Origin of the sequence: Asanoa sp. WMMD1127 (assembly GCF_029626225.1) — a bacterium.
GTDB lineage: Bacteria > Actinomycetota > Actinomycetes > Mycobacteriales > Micromonosporaceae > Asanoa.
In genome coordinates, this window is sequence record NZ_JARUBP010000001.1 from 6,625,826 (window position 1) to 6,643,218 (window position 17,393).

19 protein-coding genes are annotated in these 17,393 nt (G+C 71.9%); 10 read left to right on the plus strand and 9 right to left on the minus strand.

Annotated elements, in window-relative coordinates:
- Positions 1–97 precede the first annotated feature (97 nt).
- Entirely contained in the window at positions 98–1,096 is a 999-nt protein-coding gene (locus O7635_RS31650; protein WP_278084155.1) for a diacylglycerol kinase family protein, read from the minus strand.
- 52 nt (positions 1,097–1,148) lie between these two features.
- Positions 1,149–1,802, minus strand: a complete 654-nt coding sequence (locus tag O7635_RS31655) for an HAD family phosphatase (protein ID WP_278085620.1) — start codon at positions 1,800–1,802, stop codon at positions 1,149–1,151.
- A gap of 193 nt (positions 1,803–1,995) precedes the next feature.
- Between O7635_RS31655 and O7635_RS31660 the strand changes: the two genes are divergently transcribed.
- On the plus strand, positions 1,996–2,724 hold the full coding sequence (locus O7635_RS31660; protein WP_278084156.1) for a neutral zinc metallopeptidase: 729 nt from the start codon (positions 1,996–1,998) through the stop codon (positions 2,722–2,724).
- Here the strand turns inward: O7635_RS31660 and O7635_RS31665 are convergent.
- From O7635_RS31665 to O7635_RS31680, 4 genes are all read right to left on the minus strand, one after another.
- Entirely contained in the window at positions 2,717–3,115 is a 399-nt protein-coding gene (locus O7635_RS31665; RefSeq protein ID WP_278084157.1) for a VOC family protein, read from the minus strand. The two genes, O7635_RS31660 and O7635_RS31665, sit on opposite strands and share 8 nt — an antisense overlap.
- Positions 3,112–3,843, minus strand: coding sequence for a hypothetical protein (locus tag O7635_RS31670; protein ID WP_278084158.1), 732 nt, complete (start codon positions 3,841–3,843; stop codon positions 3,112–3,114). Before O7635_RS31670 ends, O7635_RS31665 begins: the two co-directional genes overlap by 4 nt.
- A gap of 71 nt (positions 3,844–3,914) precedes the next feature.
- Positions 3,915–4,349 (minus strand): hypothetical protein, encoded by a 435-nt coding sequence (locus O7635_RS31675; RefSeq protein ID WP_278084159.1) that lies wholly within the window; start codon positions 4,347–4,349, stop codon positions 3,915–3,917.
- Between the two features lie 24 nt (positions 4,350–4,373).
- On the minus strand, positions 4,374–4,838 hold the full coding sequence (locus tag O7635_RS31680) for a nuclear transport factor 2 family protein (protein ID WP_278084160.1): 465 nt from the start codon (positions 4,836–4,838) through the stop codon (positions 4,374–4,376).
- 164 nt (positions 4,839–5,002) lie between these two features.
- On the opposite strand from O7635_RS31680, the gene sigJ reads away from it, so the two are divergent.
- Both sigJ and O7635_RS31690 read left to right on the plus strand, forming a co-directional pair.
- Positions 5,003–5,872 (plus strand): RNA polymerase sigma factor SigJ, encoded by an 870-nt coding sequence (gene sigJ / locus O7635_RS31685; RefSeq protein ID WP_278084161.1) that lies wholly within the window; start codon positions 5,003–5,005, stop codon positions 5,870–5,872.
- A 60-nt stretch (positions 5,873–5,932) separates the two neighbouring features.
- Complete coding sequence (locus O7635_RS31690) at positions 5,933–6,448, plus strand: hypothetical protein (RefSeq protein WP_278084162.1); 516 nt, start codon at positions 5,933–5,935, stop codon at positions 6,446–6,448.
- Here O7635_RS31690 and metH read toward each other — a convergent pair.
- Entirely contained in the window at positions 6,435–9,947 is a 3,513-nt protein-coding gene (metH, locus tag O7635_RS31695; protein ID WP_278084163.1) for a methionine synthase, read from the minus strand. The genes O7635_RS31690 and metH overlap by 14 nt on opposite strands.
- A gap of 197 nt (positions 9,948–10,144) precedes the next feature.
- Here metH and O7635_RS31700 point away from each other — a divergent pair, with 197 nt between their 5' ends.
- A complete protein-coding gene (locus O7635_RS31700; protein WP_278084164.1) occupies positions 10,145–11,014 on the plus strand; it encodes a PAC2 family protein in 870 nt (289 codons plus the stop codon).
- Between the two features lie 73 nt (positions 11,015–11,087).
- Entirely contained in the window at positions 11,088–11,882 is a 795-nt protein-coding gene (locus O7635_RS31705; RefSeq protein ID WP_278084165.1) for a GntR family transcriptional regulator, read from the plus strand.
- A 123-nt stretch (positions 11,883–12,005) separates the two neighbouring features.
- Here the strand turns inward: O7635_RS31705 and O7635_RS31710 are convergent, their stop codons facing one another.
- Positions 12,006–12,380 carry a cupin gene (locus O7635_RS31710; protein ID WP_278084166.1) on the minus strand — a complete coding sequence of 125 codons (375 nt, stop codon included), beginning with the start codon at positions 12,378–12,380 and terminating at the stop codon, positions 12,006–12,008.
- A gap of 61 nt (positions 12,381–12,441) precedes the next feature.
- On the opposite strand from O7635_RS31710, the gene O7635_RS31715 reads away from it, so the two are divergent.
- Entirely contained in the window at positions 12,442–12,906 is a 465-nt protein-coding gene (locus O7635_RS31715) for a MarR family transcriptional regulator (RefSeq protein WP_278084167.1), read from the plus strand.
- An 83-nt stretch (positions 12,907–12,989) separates the two neighbouring features.
- On the opposite strand, the gene O7635_RS31720 is transcribed toward O7635_RS31715, so the two are convergent.
- Entirely contained in the window at positions 12,990–13,961 is a 972-nt protein-coding gene (locus tag O7635_RS31720; RefSeq protein WP_278084168.1) for an aldo/keto reductase, read from the minus strand.
- 143 nt (positions 13,962–14,104) lie between these two features.
- Here O7635_RS31720 and O7635_RS31725 point away from each other — a divergent pair, with 143 nt between their 5' ends.
- The 4 genes from O7635_RS31725 to O7635_RS31740 all read left to right on the plus strand — a co-directional run bounded on the left by O7635_RS31725 (position 14,105) and on the right by O7635_RS31740 (position 17,384).
- Entirely contained in the window at positions 14,105–15,157 is a 1,053-nt protein-coding gene (locus O7635_RS31725) for an LLM class F420-dependent oxidoreductase (protein WP_278084169.1), read from the plus strand.
- Positions 15,154–15,987: an undecaprenyl-diphosphate phosphatase gene (locus O7635_RS31730; protein ID WP_278084170.1), complete on the plus strand. Its 834-nt coding sequence runs from the start codon at positions 15,154–15,156 to the stop codon at positions 15,985–15,987. Before O7635_RS31725 ends, O7635_RS31730 begins: the two co-directional genes overlap by 4 nt.
- A 10-nt stretch (positions 15,988–15,997) precedes the next feature.
- Complete coding sequence (locus tag O7635_RS31735; protein ID WP_278084171.1) at positions 15,998–16,699, plus strand: histidine phosphatase family protein; 702 nt, start codon at positions 15,998–16,000, stop codon at positions 16,697–16,699.
- Positions 16,700–16,790: 91 nt separating this feature from the next.
- Positions 16,791–17,384 (plus strand): DUF3090 domain-containing protein, encoded by a 594-nt coding sequence (locus tag O7635_RS31740; protein ID WP_278084172.1) that lies wholly within the window; start codon positions 16,791–16,793, stop codon positions 17,382–17,384.
- Positions 17,385–17,393: the final 9 nt, after the last annotated feature.

Sequence of the window (17,393 nt, forward strand, 5' to 3'; positions counted from 1 at the left end):
TGTGAAGTTCTAGCTTGGTCGCTGAACCAACTACCGGAGACCTCTTCAGTTATCGATCACCGACACGCCGCAGCATCGACGCCCTACGAAACACGACCTAGTCCACCAGGTGTGCGCCGCGGCGGGCCGCCGCGTCGGCGTCCTCGGCGAGGTCGGCGTCTTCGGCCGGCTCCGGGACGCAGAGCCACACGGCCTCCGGGCAGACCTCCACGAGGAGCCGGTCGCCCGGAGCGATGACGTCCCCGTCGAGTTGGCGCGGTTGGGGCCGGTCGCTGACGACCTCGACGCGCGCGCCGCGCAGGACCCGCATCGACGGCACGCGGCGACGGCGGCGCACCACGGCGAGGCCGAGCGCGGCCCAGTGCCGCAGGGTGCGCGGGGTGAGCACGGCGACGTCGAGGAGCCCGTCGTCGGGCGCCGCGTCGATCAACAGCGGCACGCCACCCTGCAGGCGGCCGACGTTGGCGATCAGGACCGACCGGGCGCGGTGCCGCGCCGGGGCGCCGTCGTCCACCCGGATCGTCACGCGCATCGGTCGGTCTCTGAGGTGCTTGAGGGCGCCGAGGAGGTACGCCGGCCAGCCGATGCGCGCCTTCGCCGTGTCCGAGGTGGCGTCGAGCATGCGGGCGTCGAAGCCCATCCCGGCCATCACCGCGAAAAAGCCGTCCTCCACGGCGCCGACGTCGATGCGGCGCTGGCCACCCTCCAGCGCGACTTCGATGCCGGCTGCCAGGTCGCTGGCGATGCCGAGGTTGGCGGCGAGCAGGTTGCCCGTGCCGGCCGGCAGGATCGCCATCGCCGCGTCCGTGCCGACCAGGGCACCGAGCACCGACATGACGGTTCCGTCGCCGCCGCAGGCGAACACCACCGTTGCCCCGGCCTCGACCGCGGCGCGGGCCTGCTCGTAGCCCGGCGCGTCAGGGGTCGTCTCCAGCCACTGCGGGGCCGGCCAACCCGCCTTGCTCAGCGCGCCGTCCACGGTCTCCCGCAGGTGGTCGAGGTCGTCCACCTTCACCGGGTTGACGACGACCGCGGACCTCGGCGACCGGTCGACGCGGCGCTGATGCGATCGCGAGTCCTGCTGTGCGGCTGGCATGGGCGTCCCAGTGCCCGCATCAACCCACGCGAAACCCTTGCCTGCCGGCGGGTCAGGGGGTCGGGACCGGACGGTCCGTCAGGGCCGCGAGCAGCGGCAGGTCGACGGCGGTGAGGCTGTCCACGATGTGCACGCCGCGGCGCGGGGCGACCGCCGCGTCGTGTGGTACGGCGATCACCGCCGCTCCCGCCGCGAGAGCGCTCGTGACGCCCACCGGAGAGTCTTCGATCGCGACGCAGCGCGCGGCCGGCACGCCGAGCAGGCGGGCGGCCATCAGGTAGGGCTCCGGGTCCGGTTTGCTCGCCGCCACCTCGTCGCCGCAGACCACCGCGTCGAACCAGTGCCGGCCGATCACCTCGAGGGCGATGTCGACCAGCTCGCGGCCGGTGTTGGTGACCAGCGCGGTCGGGATGCCGGCGGCCCGGGTGGCGGTCAGCAGCTCGCGTGCGCCGGGCCGCCAGCGCAGCTCGGTGCGGTAGAGCTCGGCCATCCGGGCGATCAGCCAGACCGCGGAGGCGTCGGCGTCGCGCCACGGCTGCTCGATGTCGGCGTGCAGGATCGCCATCGAGGTGTCCATGCTGCCGCCGACCATCGCGAGCCGGGCGGCGTCGGACAGCTCTCCGCCGTACTCCCGGGCCAGTTCCTTGAGTCCGATGTCCCAGACCCGCTCGCTGTCGAGCAGCGTGCCGTCCATGTCGAACAGCACGGCCGCGGGCCGGTGCGCGTTCTCCACCGCATCCGTCATCAGGACGAGTATCGCCCGGATGCGGCCACGGCCCCGCATCGCGCCGCGCCTCGGTGGCGAGCGTCACGGTTGTCCGTACCCGGGACAATGTTGAGCGTGTGCGCGGTGTGGTCCGCGGGTAAATCCTGAGCCGACCGTGAGAGAGGACGTCGCGATGACCAGACCCGTTCTGACCCGGGTGCTCGCCCTGCTGGTGGCCGGGCTGGTCGCGGTGGCCTGCGGCATCGACACCGGCGGCGGGACACCGGAGGAGAACCCGCCGGCCGCGAGCGGTGACCCGGGCGGCCCGAGCGGCGACGACGATGACGGCACGATGACCGCCGACGAGTTCAAGAACGACATCCAGGACGCGGCGGAGTCGGCGGAGGCCTACTGGTCGGCCACGTTCAAGCAGTCCGGCGAGCGGTTCCAGCCGGTACGCCGGATCATCTCCTACACCCGCGACGGCGAGGTCGACTGCGGCGGCGAGCCGGTGCCCCGCAACAACGCGGTCTACTGCCCGGACGGCGACTTCATCGCGTACGACGTGAACTTCGCGGTCGCCGCCTTCCAGCAGGTCGGCGACGCGTTCCTCTACTACCTGCTGGGCCACGAGTACGCGCACGCCATCCAGCAGCGACTCGGCGTCCAGCACCGGCTGACGATCGACCACGAGCTGCAGGCCGACTGCATGGCGGGCGCCTACCTGGGCGACTCGGTCCGCGGCAAGGCGCTCCAGCTGGCCGAGGGCGACCTCGACGAGTTCCAGCGCGGCCTGCTCGCGGTCGGCGACGACCCGAGCGTGCCGTGGTTCACCCCGGGCGCGCACGGCACCGCGGAGCAGCGCACGGAGTCGTTCTTCCTTGGGTACGAGCGGTCGTTGGACGCCTGCGACCTCAGCTAGCCACGAGCTCCGCCTCGAAGCCGTCCTCGTTGGCGAGGTAGGCGGCGTAGGTGTCCGGTCCGCCGGCGTGCGGATGGCGGTCCGGGAAGAGCAGTGTCCAGCCCTGCGCGGGCGCGTCGTCGACCAGGGCGTCGAGCTCCGCGCGGGTGGCGACGTGGAAGGCCAGGTGGTTGAGGCCAGGTCGATGGCGATCATGCGTCGGGGCGGACATGGCCGGGGACTGCTCGACCACCACGTAGGTGGCACCCGAGCGCCAGCTGCGGCCCGCCGGCCAGCGCTGGAACTCCGCGTAGCCGAGCGCGGTCAGCAGCCAGCCCCAGCTTCGCGTGGCGCGGTCGAGGTCGGGCACCCAGAGTTCGACGTGGTGGAGGGCGCCGGTCGTCTCCGTCATCCCCCGGCCTCGGTCTTCGGTGCGTGGGCGGCCGGGTCGGGGCAGATGACGTACGTCGGGTACGGCATGGCGTAGGCCGGGCCGGGCCACGGCGGCGTGGGCGGCCGCGGTACGAAGTAGCGGTGCGCCGGCGGGACCACGACGAGCACCACGACGGCGATCACCAGCACGGCCTCGATCATCGACGCGACGGCGACGCTGCCGAAGAGGAGGTCCTGGTAGGCGGCGCCGTCCGAATAGAGCGTCTCGATGAAACGGGACTCGCTCCAGTCGGTCGGGAACCCCTCTGTCGGCGGCCCGTCCGCGGGCCCTTCGGGCAGGAAGAAGAACGGCAGGAACGCGACGCCGCCGACGCACGGCGCGAGGCAGAGCACCAGGTGCGCGCCGGCGCCGATGAACACGAGGATCCGCGCGACGTTGCTGCCCCGCCGCAGCGGCGCGGCGGTGGCCAGGAGCCACGCGGCCATCAGGAGAAACAGCGAGCCCATGATGGCCGACATCACCAGGTTGGTGGTGCGCTCCGCGCTGACCTCGGCGGGATCGGCGTCCGGCACCGCGGCGACGGCCCGGTCCACCAGCCCGTCGAACTGGACCGCGGAGACCACCACCGACCCGACCACCGCGAGCAGCACCGCAGCGGCCGCGAGCTGAAGCCAGAAGGCGACGGTCACCGAGCCGGGCCGTGGCGGCCGCTCGACCGGGGCCGGGTCGGCCATGATCATGGTCATGGCTCGCCAAGCTACGGCCTCCGGCGCGGACCCGACTCCCCCATCTGGACAGTCGGCGCCCGGCTAACGGATCACGGTGTGAGGCGGTGGACCATCACGAACTCTCCCCCGCCGCTCAGGCAATCCGGCGCCACGGCGGGCAGGTCCAGCTCACTGGTGGTTGGGTTCGCGTACCCGCCGCTGCCGGTGACGCGGCCGCCGAGCGCGATGGGATCCCGGTCGGGCACGCGCACGCCGGCCACGGCCCCGCCGCGCAGCCACACGGTCGTTCCGGGCGGCCACACGGCGACGTTGCGGACGCCACCCCCGCCGACCGCCTCCAGTACGAAGCAGTCGGCGCCCTCGAGATAGCGGACATACCCGTCCACCGCGGCGTCGTCGCCCCGGCCCCGCACGTCATGGACAAGCAACGTGGGCGAGGTCTGCGCCGCGGAGACGCTCCCGTCAGCCCCGCAGCCCACGCACGACACCGCCACGAGGAAGAGAATCGTCGATTTCTTCCGCACGCCTCACGGTAGCGCCACGCGGCGTCAGACGGAGGGGCGGGACGTCAGGTAGGCCGGGCCGGGTGTGCCGGACAGTGGGGTGCTGTCGTGGTAGCGGATCTCGTAGGTGCGCTCCGCGAACCGCCAGCCCTCGGGCGTACGGGCGTAGCGGTCGTGGTAGATCGCGTAGTTGACGTGTGAGCCGCCGTCGCGCATGCGGCCCAGTTCGTGCATGTGGGCCCGGCCCGTGGCCGTGTCGCCGGTCACCGTCAGCGCGCCCGCGTGCGTGTGCTGCAGGAAGAACTCCCAGAACTCCTGCAGGCGCTCGATGCCCGCCCGGATCGCGGCCCGGCCGACGAGCTCCACGCCCGCGTCCGGGATCCGCATCACACCGTCCGATGTGAACAGTTCCGCGAAGCGGTCGTAGTCGCGCAGCAGGCCCGCGTCCGTGTACTCGGCGCGCAACGCGTCGATCTCGACCTGGTCGGCGATCGTCCGGAAATCGGTCATGACTGAACTCCTCAACTGGTGAACGACTGCGGACCGAAGCGACCCCAGGCCACGGCGCCACAGGGCGATGTTCATGCCGGGTACGACGAGGCGGCGCCGTGGAATGTCAGGCTCACATCTCGGCGGGCCGTCTCGTCGGGCAAGGTAGGGAGAGGGAGACGACGATGGCGGACCTGAACGAGATCATGAGCGAGCGCCGGCAGCTGATCAACGTGGCGTACCGGCTGCTCGGCTCCCTGGCCGACGCCGAGGACGTGGTGCAGGAGACCTATGCGCGGTGGTACGCCATGTCCCGTGCGCAACAGGAGGCCGTCGAGTCACCCGGCGCGTGGCTGACCACGGTGGCCAGCCGGATCTGCCTCGACCAGCTCCGGTCGGCCCGCGCGCGGCGCGAGCGCTACGTCGGCGAGTGGGTGCCCGAGCCGCTCCCCGAGAACGCGACGGGCGTCACCGACCCAGCCGACCGCGTGACGCTCGACGAGTCGGTCAGCATGGCGTTCCTGGTGGTGCTCGACTCGATGACCCCGGCCGAGCGGGTCGCGTTCGTGCTGCACGACGTCTTCCGCTACCCGTTCGGGGAGGTGGCCGAGATCGTCGGGCGTACGCCGGCCGCCTGTCGCCAGCTCGCCTCCTCCGCCCGCAAGCGAATCGGCGACGCCCGCCCGTCGACGGCCCCGGACGCCCAGCGGGCCGGCCTGGTCCGCGACTTCAAGCGGGCCTGGGAGGCACAGGACATCGAGGGCCTGGTGGGCCTGCTCGACCCAGACGCGACCGCGGTCGGCGACGGCGGCGGCGTGGTCAACGCCGCGCCGCACCCCATCGTCGGCGGCCCCGATGTGGCGCGTTACATGGCCAACCTGGCGGTACGCGCCTCGGGCGTGACCCTGGTCGAGCGCACCGTCAACGGCGACCCCGGCCTGGTGGGCGTGCTGGACGGCACCACGGTGGTGGTGATGGCGTTCGACGTCGCCGGCGACCGGATCAGCCGCATCTGGGCGGTGCTCAACCCGGAGAAGCTGCGCCCCTGGGGCTAGCGATGCAGGGCCGCCGGTTCGGGGCAGCGGCCGGCGGACGCACGGCCCATCATGGCGGCTATGACACGCTTCCGGCGCGGCTATGCCGCCGCGATCGTGGTCGCCGCGGTGGGGATGCTCGCCGGCGGCCTGCTCTGGTTCGGCCTGCCCGTCGGCGGCGACCTGGGGCAGCGCTTCGACGCCGGCCGGCCCGTCACCGTCCATCTCGACGACGCCCGGCTCGCCATGATCTGGACCAGCGACGCGGCGGCCCAGCCCCGCTGCGACGTGGAACGCGTCGACGGGACGGGGCCCTCCGGCGTGGAGCTGATCTCGCAGCCCGACCAGGCGGTCGACCTCGACGCCGACGGGCGGACGTGGCGCGGGACCACGCTGGTCCGGGCCCAACCCGCCGGCGCCCATCGGCTGACGTGCGACACCGCCGGCGCGGTCGGTGAGCCGCCGTGGGGCTACGGGGCCAAAGCCCGCGCCCTTACGGCGATCACTGCCTTCTCCCTCGCCGTCGCGGGCGCGCTGGCCGGCGGCATCATCGCGCTCCGCACCGCCGCCCGCCGCGGGACGGCTACTTCGCGTTGAAGTAGTTGGCTTCCGGGTGGTGGACGATGATGGCGTCCGTGGCCTGTTCGGGGACCAGTTGGAACTCCTCCGACAGCGTCACGCCGATCCGGCCCGCCTCCAGGAGGTCGACCACCTTCGCGCGGTCTTCCAGGTCGGGGCAGGCCGGGTAGCCGAAGGCGTAGCGGCACCCGCGGTATTCCGTGCGCAGCAGGCCCGCCAACGTCGGCGGGTCCTCCGACGCGACCGTCTCACCCGACGGCAGCACCAGCTCCGAGCGGACCCGCTGGTGCCAGTACTCCGCCAGCGCCTCCGTCAGCTGCACCGACAGGCCGTGCACCTCCAGGTAGTCCCGGTACTCGTTGCGGGCGAACAGCTTCGCCGTGTATTCGCTGATCGGCTGGCCGACCGTGACCAGCTGCAGGGCCACCACGTCCGGTGCGGACGACGAGAAGAAGTCGGCCAGGCACAGCCGGCGCTCCTGGCGTTGGCGCGGGAACGAGAAGCGGGTCAGCTCCGCCGAGCCGTCCGGCGAGAGCACGATCAGGTCGTTGCCCGACGACCGGGCCGGGAAATAGCCATAGACCACCGACGCCTCGAGTACGTGGTCGGCGGCCAGGCGGTCCAGCCAGTACCGCAGCCGCGGGCGGCCCTCCGTCTCCACCAGCTCCTCGTAGGACGGTCCCCCGCCTCGGGCGCCGCGCAGGCCCCACTGGCCCAGGAACAGCGCCCGCTCGTCCAGCAACGCCGCGTACGAGGCCAGCGGCACGCCCTTGACCACCCGCGTCCCGAGGAACGGCGCGGTCGGGATGTCGACCGAGGAGGCGACGTCCGACCGGACCGAGTCGTCCGCCAACGACGGCAGGTTGTCCGTGACCTTTGAGCGCTGCCGCTCCCGCCGGGCCCGCCGCTCCGCCAGGGCCGCCTCCCGCGCGGGGTCCACCACCGGACCGCCGCCCCGCCGCGCCGTCATCACGCGGTCCATCAAGGACAGACCCTCGAACGCGTCGCGCGCGTAGTGGACCTCGCCATCGGAGTAGAGCGACCGCAGGTCGTCCTCCACATAGGACCGGGTCAGCGCCGCGCCGCCCAACAGCACCGGCCACCGGGACGCGACCCCGCGGGAGAGCATCTCCTGGAGGTTCTCCTTCATCACCACCGTGCTCTTCACCAGCAGGCCCGACATGCCGATCGCGTCGGCGTCGTGGGACTCGGCGGCCTCCAGGATCGACGCGATGGGCTGCTTGATGCCGATGTTGACGACCTCGTACCCGTTGTTGGACAGGATGATGTCGACCAGGTTCTTGCCGATGTCGTGCACGTCGCCCTTGACGGTGGCCAGCACGATCCGGCCCTTGCCCTGGTCGTCGTCGGCCCGCTCGATGTGCGGCTCCAGCCAGGCGACGGCGCTCTTCATCACCTCGGCCGACTGCAGCACGAACGGCAGCTGCATCTGGCCCGAGCCGAACAGCTCGCCGACGACCTTCATCCCGTCGAGCAGCGTGTCGTTGATGATGTCGAGGGCCGACCGCGACTCCAACGCCGAGTCCAGGTCGGCCTCCAGCCCCGACCGCTCCCCGTCGATGATCCGTCGCTTCAGGCGCTCGTCCAGCGGCAGCGCCGCGAGCTCGGCCGACCGCGACGCCCGCGCCGAGGCCACGTCGACGCCCTCGAACAGCGCGATGAACTCCTGCACGGGGTCGTAGTCGGGCCGCCGCCGGTCGTACACCAGGTCGAGCGCGACCGAGCGCTGCTCGTCGGGGATCCGCGACATCGGCAGGATCTTGCTCGCGTGCACGATCGCGCTGGTCAGGCCGGCGGACACGCATTCGTGCAGGAACACCGAGTTGAGCACCTGCCGCGCCGCCGGGTTGAGCCCGAACGAGATGTTCGAGATGCCGAGCGTGAAGTTGACGCCGGGATAGAGCCGCGCGATCTCGCGGATCGCCTCGATGGTCTCGATGCCGTCGCGGCGCGTCTCCTCCTGCCCCGTGGCGATCGGAAAGGTGAGCGCGTCGATGAGAATGTCCGAACGCGACAGTCCCCATCGGCCGGTGAGGTCGTCGATCAGCCGGCGGGCGACCCGGACCTTCCATTCCGCCGTACGCGCCTGGCCTTCCTCGTCGATCAGCAGCGCGACCACCGCGGCGCCGTGCTCGCGCACGATCGGCATCACCCGCGCGTACCGTGAGGCCGGCCCGTCCCCGTCCTCGAAGTTGACCGAGTTGACCACGCACCGCCCGCCGAGCATCTCCAGCCCTGCCTCGACCACGGCCGGCTCGGTCGAGTCGAGCATGATCGGGAGTGTGGACGCGGTGGCGAACCGGCCGGCCAGCTCCTTCATGTCGACCGCGCCGTCCCGGCCGACGTAGTCGACGCACAGGTCGAGCAGGTGCGAGCCGTCGCGGGCCTGCGAGCGGGCCATCTCGACGCACGCCTGCCAGTCGCCGGCCAGCATCGCCTCGCGGAACGCCTTGGAGCCGTTGGCGTTGGTCCGCTCGCCGACCATCAGCACGCCGGCGTCCTGCACGAACGGCACGTGGTGGTAGATCGAGGACACGCCCGGCTCGACGACGGCCTCGCGGGCCGCCCGCGGCGCGCCGGCGCCCAACGCCTCGGCCACCCGTTCGATGTGTGCCGGTGTGGTGCCGCAACACCCGCCCACCAGCGCGGCGCCGTAGTCCGAGACGAACTCGCCCAACGCCGCGGCCAGCTCGTCCGGCGTCAACGGATAGTGCGCGCCGTCCGCGGTCAGCTGCGGCAGCCCGGCGTTCGGCATGACCGACAGGGGTACGCGGGCGTGCTGCGCCAGATAACGCAGGTGCTCGCTCATCTCGGCCGGCCCGGTCGCGCAGTTCAGGCCGATCAGGTCGACGCCGAGCGGCTCGACAGCGGTCAGGGCCGCGCCGATCTCGCTGCCGAGCAGCATCGTCCCGGTGGTCTCGACCGTCACGTGGGCGATCACCGGCACCTCGCGCCCCGCGTCGGCCATCGCCCGGCGCGCCCCGGTCACCGCCGACTTGAGCTGCAGCAGGTCCTGGCAGGTCTCGATGATCAACGCGTCGACGCCGCCGGCGATCAGACCAAGGGCGTTCTCCTGGTACGCGTCGCGCAGGGTCCGATAGGCCGCATGGCCAAGCGTCGGCAGCTTGGTGCCGGGGCCCATGGAGCCGAGCACGAACCGCGGCCGCTCGGTGGTGGCGAACCGGTCCGCCGACGCGCGGGCGATCCGGGCACCGGCCTCGGCGAGCTCGCGGATCCGGGACTCGATGCCGTACTCCCCCAGGTTGCCGAGGTTGGCCCCGAAGGTGTTGGTCTCGACGCAGTCGGCGCCGGCCGCGAAGTAGGCGTCGTGCACCCCGCCGACCACCTCGGGCCGGGTCACGTTGAGCACCTCGTTGCAGCCCTCGTGGCCCTCGAAGTCGTCGAGCGTCAGGTCGGCGGCCTGCAGCATCGTGCCCATGGCGCCGTCGGCGATCAGAACCCGGCTGGCGAGCGCGTCCAGGAATGAGTTCGACACCCTCATAGGCTACGGCGTAGTCCGATTCGCGTAGGAAGCGATGATCCAACCCGTTCCCTCCCTGTGACCGGGGTCGCTCCCGGGCACCCACCCGCGTCGCGCCGCCGAGCCCTCGCTGGCGCCGCCACGTAGGCTGGCTGGGTGAACCTGTGGACCAGCAACGCGACGGCGACGACACGGTGGACGGAGGTGGCCGCATGACCGAGTTCGACGGCCTGCCGGAGCTGCGGCGCCCGGTCGCGATCGCGGCGTTCGAAGGGTGGAACGACGCCGCCGACGCCTCGACCGCGGCCGTCGAGCATCTCGAGCAGGTGTGGGGCGCCACCGAGATCGCCGCGCTCGACCCCGAGGACTTCTACGACTTCCAGGTCAGCCGACCCACGATCACGATGGCCGACGGCGAGACCCGGCGCATCGAGTGGCCGACGACCCGGTTCCTGCGGGCCAGTCCGGCAGGCACCGACCGCGACGTGGTGCTTATCCGCGGCATCGAGCCGAGCATGCGCTGGCGCACGTTCTGCGAGCAGGTGCTCGAACTGTGCCACAGCCTCGAGATCGACCGCGTGGTGCTGCTGGGCGCGCTGCTCGCCGACGTCCCGTACACCCGGCCCCTGCCCATCAGCGGCAGCGCGTCCGACAAGGACGCCGCGGAGCGCTACCAGCTCACCCCGACGCGGTACGACGGCCCGACCGGCATCGTCGGCGTCCTCCACGACGCCTGCCAGCGCGCCGAGGTCGAGGCGCTGTCGTTCTGGGTGCACGTGCCGCACTACGCCAACAACCCGCCGTGCCCCAAGGCCACGCTCGCCCTGCTGCACCGCGTCGAAGAGGTGCTCGACCTGCCGGTGCCGATGGCCGACCTGGCCGAGGAGGCGGCGGAGTGGGAGCAGCGGGTCCGGTCGGCGGCCGAGCAGGACGCCGAGCTGGGTGAATACGTGCGCGAGCTGGAGGAGCGGGCGGGCGACGCCGGCATCCAGCCGCTGAGCGGTGACGAGATCGCCCAGGAGTTCGAGAAGTACCTGCGGCGCCGCGGTGGCTCGGCGGGTCCGACCGCTGGTTCCTGGTAGACGCGTGTCGCGTCGGCATGGCCGCCCGCGGAATGGTGCATCCTAGGATCATCGTGCCGCGGGAGGTCATGCCATGCAGAGCAACCCGGGTGCGGCCGAGGTGCCGCACCGCCAGATAGCCGAGCAGATCAAGGCCCAGATCCGGCGGGGCGACTGGGCCGCGGGCGAGCGGCTGCCGTCGATCCCGGCGCTGGCGGAGACGTTCGGCGTGGCCAAGCAGACGCTGCAGCGCAGCATCGACCAGCTCCGGGTCGAAGGCGTTCTGATCACCAAACCCGGCTCGGGTACGTACGTCCGCGGCACCAAACGCCGCCTCAACCGCCTGTCCCGGGGCCGCTATGGCGGGCACCGCGGCTACCACGCCGACCTGGCGGCCCGCTATCGGCAGCACCTGACCGAGGTGGGCCGGGCGCCGGCGCCGCCGGAGGTCGCCGACGCGTTCGGCGTGCCGGACGGCACCGCGCTGCTGGTGCGCCGCCACCTGGTCCGCACGGACGACGTCCCGGTGGAGATCGGCGCGGCGTGGTTCCGGGTCGAGGATGCGGCGGGCACGAGCCTGGAACGGTTCGAGGGCTTCGGCCGGCCGTTGTACCAGGAGGCCGAAGAAGCCCTCGGCCGCCGCTACGCCACCGCCAAGGACGTCATCACGGCCCGCCAACCGGACCGCGACGAGGCGGAGATCCTGCAGATCCGTGGCGACACGCCGGTCCTGCATCTGCTCCATGTGGCGTTCGACGACAAGCACCGGGCGATCGAGGTCAGCCAGGCGACCTGGCCGGGGCCGATGACGACGCTGACGGAGAACTACAAGATCCCGGGTCCGGCCGAGGAACTGCCGGACGACGAGCCCGGGTTGGCGCTGGGCTGACCCGCGGCCCGGTCCGGCGCCTCACCGCGGCGGGCCGCTCCGATGCGGCGTCGCATCGCCCGGCGCGGTCTCAGACGGTCCAGGGCGGTTGCCGCCCGCAGTGGCCGTGCTCCCGGCGCGGTCTCAGACGGTCCAGGGCGGTCGCACGCGGTTGACGCCCGCGGTCGCCGTGCTGTTGGCGGCGCTGGTGACGATCGCGGTCAGGCCCTTGGTGGCGTCTGCCGTGAGCTGGCGTTCCACGTCCGGCGCCAGGATCAGCGTGTCGCCCGTGGCGATCCCGACCGGGTCGGCGGCGCCGAGGCGGACCGCCGCGCCGCCGGACAGGACCGTCCAGATCTGCTCCGTGTCGATCGTGTGCACCGGGCCCGCGCTGCCGGCCGGCATCTCGACCCGCCAGACCGGCCGCGTGGCGCCGCCGAGCGTCGGCGAAGCCAGGGTGGTCATCACTCCGGCCGGCGTCTCGGCGCGACGGGTCTGGTCATGACGGATGACATTCATGATTGCGCTCCCGTAAGATAGTCAACGTGGTTGTCCAAAACGTAAACCAGGTTGTCTAATCGTGTCAACCGAGGCCGGCTACCTGCTGCCGTTGCGGCTCTTCGTGGGCTTCCGGCAGCTCATCGACGGCGTGCACGCCGAACTGGCCCGCGAGGGGCATCCGGACCTGCGGCCGCTGCACGGCTTCGTCTTCCAGGCGATCGGCCTCGAAGGCACGACGGCGGTCGAGCTCGGCCGCCGGCTCGGCGTGTCGAAGCAGGCGGCCGGCAAGACGCTCGACGGCCTGGAACGCCAGGGCTACGTGCGGCGCGACACCGACCCCACCGACGCCCGCCGCAAACTGGTTCGCCTCACCGACCGCGGCGTCGAGGTGCTGACCCGATCGGCGGAGATCTTCGACGAGCTACGCACCGAGTGGGCGGTCCGCATCGGCCCGGACCGCCTCCGCCAGCTGGAAGCCGACCTCGTCACCGTCACCGGCGCCGAGGCCTTCCGCCTCGACGTCCCGGGCTGGTTCGGCTCCTGAGCCGAAGGAACGGCCCGTTCCTAACGCTTTCCGCATAGGAACGGGCCGTTCCTAACTTCCGGTGAGGATTTCCGGCGGGCCGGTCAGGAGTCGCGTTCCGGGTAGCCGATCGGGATCGCGCTCACGTCGTCCAGGGCCGTTTCGATCTCGGCCGGGAGGCTCATCTCCTCGACCTTCAGGGCGCCCAACAGCTGGCCGACGGTGCGGGCCCCGAGGACCGGCGCCACGACCCCCGGACGGTCGCGGACCCAGGCCAGCGCCACCTCCAACGGCGACACGCCGAGGCCCCCGGCCGCGGTGGCCACGGCCTCCACGATCGCCGAGGATCGCGAATCGAGATAAGTCGCGACAAACGGCCCGAAGTGCGGCGACGCCGCCCGCGAGTCGGCCGGCCGACCGTGGCGGTACTTCCCCGTCAGCACCCCACGCCCCAGCGGCGACCAGGCCAGCACCCCGAGACCAAGGGCAGCACACGCGGGCAGGACCTCCCGCTCGATCCCCCGCTCCAGCAGCGAGTACTCCACCTGCGTCGCCACCACCGGCGTCCGCCCCGGCAGGGCCTGCTGCCAGGCCGCGGCGCGCGCCGTCTGCCAGCCCGCGAAGTTCGAGACCCCCGCATAGCGCACCCGGCCGCTCAGCACCGCATAGTCCAGAGCGGCCAGGGTTTCCTCGAGCGGCGTCGTCTCGTCGTACCCGTGGACCTGCCAAAGATCGACATGGTCCGTGCCGAGCCGGCGCAGCGAGGCGTCCAGCGAGTTCAGCAGGTGCCCGCGCGACCCGTCGCGACGCCGTCCCGGCCCGGGTCGCAGGCCGCCCTTGGTCGCGATGATCAGGTCGTCGCGGGAGATCAACGTGCCCAGCAGCGAGCCGATGACGGCCTCGGCCTCGCCGTCGCCGTAGACGTCAGCCGTGTCGACGAGGTTGCCGCCCGCGTCGACGAAGCCCTTGAGCTGGGCCGCCGCGTCGTCGGTGTCGGTGTCGGCACCCCACGTCATGGTGCCGAGCGCGAGCCGGGAGACCGCGAGCCCGCTACGGCCTAGCGGTCGCTGCTGCATGGGTGCACCTTATGCCGCCGCGCCGCGCCCGGATAGCCGGCCGGTCGGTGCATGATGCACCTAGGGTTCACGCGAGACCGGGCACGGGGGTTTCGTACCCTAATCGCGCGTCGCCCCTCACGGCGGCATTGGGGAGGGGCACGGTGAAACTCGGACTCAACCTCGGCTACCAGACTGCCTGGAGCTCGCCGGCGACCGATCTGGCGATGGCGCAGGAGGCGGAGCGGCTGGGCTACACGGTCGTGTGGGCGGCGGAGGCGTACGGCTCCGACTCGCCCTCGACCCTCGCCTGGCTCGCCGGCCAGACGTCGACCATCGACCTCGGCGCGGCGGTCATGCAGATCCCCGCCCGCACGCCGGCCGCCACCGCGATGACGGCGACCACGATCGACAACCTGTCCGGCGGCCGCTTCCGGCTGGGCCTGGGCGTGTCGGGTCCGCAGGTCTCCGAGGGCTGGCACGGCGTCCGGTTCGGCAAGCCACTGGCCCGCACCCGGGAGTACGTCGACATCGTCAAGCTGGCCGTCGGCCGCAAGCCGGTCGAGTACGCCGGCGAGCACTACACCCTCCCGCTCCCCGACGGCCCGGGCAAGACGCTGCGCCTCGGCTTCCACCCGCCGCGCGAGCACATCCCGATCTACCTCGCCGCCGTCGGCCCCAAGAACCTCGAGCTGGCCGGCGAGATCGCCGACGGCTGGCTGGCCGTCTTCTACTCCCCCGAGTTCGCCGCCGAGCAGCACGCCAGCGTCAAGGCCGGCCGCGAGAAGGCCGGCCTGACGCCCGACGGCTTCGACATCGTGCCCAGCGTCCCGGTGGTCATCGGCGAGGACGTGGCCAACGCCGCCGAGCTCGTCCGCTGGTACGCGGCCCTCTACGTCGGCGGCATGGGCAGCCGCAAGCAGAACTTCTACAACGACCTCGCGATCCGCATGGGGTACGCCGACGCGGCCAGGACGGTGCAGGACCTCTACCTCGACAAGCGCCAGCGGGACGCGGCGGCCGCCGTACCCCTGGAGTTCATCGACCGCACCTCGCTGCTCGGCACGAAGGACCGGATCGCCGAGCGGATGCGGGCGTACGCCGAATCGGGTGTCACCACCCTGTCGGTGAACCCGTTCGTGGCGGACGCGGAAACGGGCGTGCGGACGTTGCGTACGGTGGCTGAGGCGCTGGACAAGTCGGGGGTCGGGGAATGACGTGGACCGAGGCGATCGTGCTCGGCATCGTGCAGGGGCTCACCGAGTTCCTGCCGATCAGCTCGTCCGGGCACATGCGGATCACCTCGGCGCTGTTCTTCGGTCAGGACGCCGGCGCCTCGTTCACCGCGGTCACGCAGCTGGGCACCGAGGCCGCCGTGCTTCTCTACTTCGCCAAGGACATCTGGCGAATATCCAAGACCTGGGTCGTCGGCATCTGGGACAAGTCGGCGCGCAAGGAGTTCGACTACAAGATGGCGTGGTACGTCATCATCGGCTCGATCCCGATCGGCATCATCGGCTTCGCGTTCAAGGACCAGATCCGCACCGCCGCCCGCAACCTCTGGCTGGTGTCGATCGTCCTCATCGCCTTCTCGTTCGTCCTCGCGTTCGCTGAGTACTTCGGACGGCAGGCCCGCAACCTCGAACGCTTCAAGATGCCCGACGCGGTGACGATGGGCCTGGCCCAGGCGCTGGCGTTGATCCCCGGCGTGTCCCGTTCGGGCGGCACCGCGAGCGCGGGCCTGTTCCTCGGCCTGACCCGCGAGGCGGCGCTGAGATTCTCGTTCCTCCTGGCCATTCCCGCCGTGGTGATGTCGGGCGTGTTCAGCCTCCCCGACGTGTTCGACAAGAGCGGCGGCGGTCTCGTGCCCTCCGGCGCCCAGATGATCGTCGCCACCATCATCGCGTTCGGCCTCGGCTACGCCTCGATCGCCTGGCTGCTCAAGTACGTGTCGGCACACACGTTCTACCCGTTCGTGCTCTACCGGGTCGCGGTCGGGTCGATCGTCCTCGCGCTGCTGATCAACGGCACCATCTCCGCGACGTAGAGTCGTCGGCGTGGCGACCCTTCTGCTCCTGCGGCACGGCCGCACGACCGCCAACGCCGACGGTGGGCTCGCCGGCCGGCAGCCCGTCGAGCTCGACGACACCGGTCGCGCCCAGGCGGTCGCGGTCGGCGCGCGGCTGCGCGGCCTGCCGCTCGCGATGGTGGTGAGCAGCCCGCTGATCCGCTGCCGGCAGACGCTGGAGCTCGCGCTGCCCGACACGGTGCCCAGCGTGGAGGACGGCCTCATCGAGTGCGGCTACGGCGAGTGGGAGGGCCAGCCGCTCAAGAAGCTGGCCAAGGATCCGCTGTGGCCGGTCGTCCAGCTGCACCCGTCGGCCGCGGTGTTCCCCGGCGGCGAGGCGATGGCGGCGATGTCGGCCCGGGCGGTCGGTGCGGTGCGCCGCTGGGACCGGGTCGTCAACGAGACACAGGGGCCGGACGCGCTGTGGCTCGCCTGCACGCACGGCGACATCATCAAGGCCATCGTGGCCGACGCGCTCGGCCTGCACCTCGACCAGTTCCAGCGGATCGTCGCCGACCCGGCGTCGGTGACCGTGATCCGTTACACACCCACCCGCCCGTTCCTGATGCGCCTCAACGACACCGGCGGCGAGCTGGCCTCGCTGGTGCCGCCGAAACGCCGCCGCCGGCCGCGCAAGAGCGCCGCGACCTCGTCGGACGCGGTCGTCGGCGGAGGCGCCGGGGCGGCGTGAGATTCGCTCTGGGCGAACGCGGCTGATCCGCTCCCCACATTCGAGGCAGTGCGCTACGCAGGCGTACGCGTGGGCGGATAGGGTTCTTCTTATGACCCACCAGGTGCACGCGTTCGAGCCGCCGGAGCGGTTCGTGGCTGGAACCGTGGGACCACCCGGCGAGCGCAGCTTCTTCCTGCAGGCGCGCGGTGGCGGCCGCGTGGTCAGCGTCGCGCTCGAGAAGGTGCAGGTCGCCCTCCTGGCCGAGAAGCTCGAGGAACTGCTCACCGAGGCGGCCCGCCGGTTCGGCGTCGACCTCGAGCTGCCGCCCGAGGAGCCGACCACCTCCAGCGACAACGAGCCGCTGGAGAGCCCCGTCGACGAGGAGTTCCGGGTCGGCACGCTGGGCCTGGCGTTCGACGTCGACACCGCGACCGTGGTGATAGAGGCGATCGCGGCCGGCGAAGGCGAGCTTGACGTCGAGGACGCCGAGGCCGAGGCCGTCGAGGAAGACGAAGACGACGATGACGAGCCCGACGACGACCTCGACCGGCTCCGCGTGCGGCTGACGCCACAGGCCACCCGCGAGTTCATCAGCCGCGCCCGGCGTGTGGTGGCCGCCGGCCGCCCGCCCTGCCCGCTCTGTGGCCAGCCGCTCGACCCCCGCGGGCATCTCTGCCCGCGCCACAATGGCTATCACCGGTGACGGCGCCAC

Coding starts and splice junctions, on each gene's coding strand:
- O7635_RS31650 (WP_278084155.1), bottom strand. CDS start 1,096: ATGCCAGCCGCACAGCAGGACTCGCGATCGCATCAGCGCCGCGTCGAC.
- O7635_RS31660 (WP_278084156.1), top strand. CDS start 1,996: ATGACCAGACCCGTTCTGACCCGGGTGCTCGCCCTGCTGGTGGCCGGG.
- O7635_RS31690 (WP_278084162.1), top strand. CDS start 5,933: ATGACACGCTTCCGGCGCGGCTATGCCGCCGCGATCGTGGTCGCCGCG.
- O7635_RS31665 (WP_278084157.1), bottom strand. CDS start 3,115: ATGACGGAGACGACCGGCGCCCTCCACCACGTCGAACTCTGGGTGCCC.
- O7635_RS31680 (WP_278084160.1), bottom strand. CDS start 4,838: ATGACCGATTTCCGGACGATCGCCGACCAGGTCGAGATCGACGCGTTG.
- O7635_RS31720 (WP_278084168.1), bottom strand. CDS start 13,961: ATGCAGCAGCGACCGCTAGGCCGTAGCGGGCTCGCGGTCTCCCGGCTC.
- sigJ (WP_278084161.1), top strand. CDS start 5,003: ATGGCGGACCTGAACGAGATCATGAGCGAGCGCCGGCAGCTGATCAAC.
- O7635_RS31740 (WP_278084172.1), top strand. CDS start 16,791: ATGACCCACCAGGTGCACGCGTTCGAGCCGCCGGAGCGGTTCGTGGCT.
- O7635_RS31710 (WP_278084166.1), bottom strand. CDS start 12,380: ATGAATGTCATCCGTCATGACCAGACCCGTCGCGCCGAGACGCCGGCC.
- O7635_RS31700 (WP_278084164.1), top strand. CDS start 10,145: ATGACCGAGTTCGACGGCCTGCCGGAGCTGCGGCGCCCGGTCGCGATC.
- O7635_RS31705 (WP_278084165.1), top strand. CDS start 11,088: ATGCAGAGCAACCCGGGTGCGGCCGAGGTGCCGCACCGCCAGATAGCC.
- O7635_RS31730 (WP_278084170.1), top strand. CDS start 15,154: ATGACGTGGACCGAGGCGATCGTGCTCGGCATCGTGCAGGGGCTCACC.
- O7635_RS31670 (WP_278084158.1), bottom strand. CDS start 3,843: ATGACCATGATCATGGCCGACCCGGCCCCGGTCGAGCGGCCGCCACGG.